The sequence below is a fragment of the Oleiphilus sp. HI0043 genome (genome assembly GCF_001634935.1).
Genome location: NZ_LWEY01001629.1, coordinates 1 through 603, shown reverse-complemented (window position 1 = coordinate 603; position 603 = coordinate 1). Strand labels below are relative to the sequence as shown.

The window sequence follows — 603 nt, the reverse complement described above, 5'->3', positions numbered from 1 at the left end:
CCGAGAAGGCGCAGAAATAGCGTTAACCTATCAAAACGAGAAGTTGAAAAAGCGAGTTGAAGGGTTTGGTGAAGCATGGGGATCAAAGCTAATTCTACCCTGCGATGTTGCCGACGACGAGCAAATTTCTCAGGTCTTCGAAGAGATTGCTAAGGTGTGGGATGGCATTGATATAATCGTGCATTCCGTAGGCTACGCTCCCGCCCACGAACTAAACGGTGATTATGTTGATGTAACCACCCGTGAAGGTTTTCAAATCGCTCATGATATTAGCTCTTATAGCTTTGTTGCTTTGGCGAAAGCAAGCCGTGAGTTAATGAAAGGGCGAAATGGGTCATTACTAACCCTAACCTACTTAGGCTCAGAAAGAACCTTGCCAAACTACAACGTAATGGGCTTGGCAAAGGCCAGTCTTGAAGCAAACGTTCGTTATATGGCCGGTAGCCTTGGGCCTGAAGGAACGCGTGTTAACGCCATATCAGCTGGCCCCATTCGTACATTGGCTGCATCCGGCATTAAGAACTTCCGAAAAATGCTATCTGAAAATGAACAGCAAACACCACTTAGACGTAACGTGACTATTGACGAAGTTGGCAATGCTGC

At 46.4% G+C, this 603-nt stretch carries 1 protein-coding gene; it reads left to right on the top strand.

Features of this window, described 5'->3' with window-relative positions:
* Positions 1 to 603, top strand: a 603-nt coding sequence (locus A3729_RS24730; RefSeq protein ID WP_068634388.1) for an enoyl-ACP reductase, incomplete at both ends; no start/stop codon positions are given.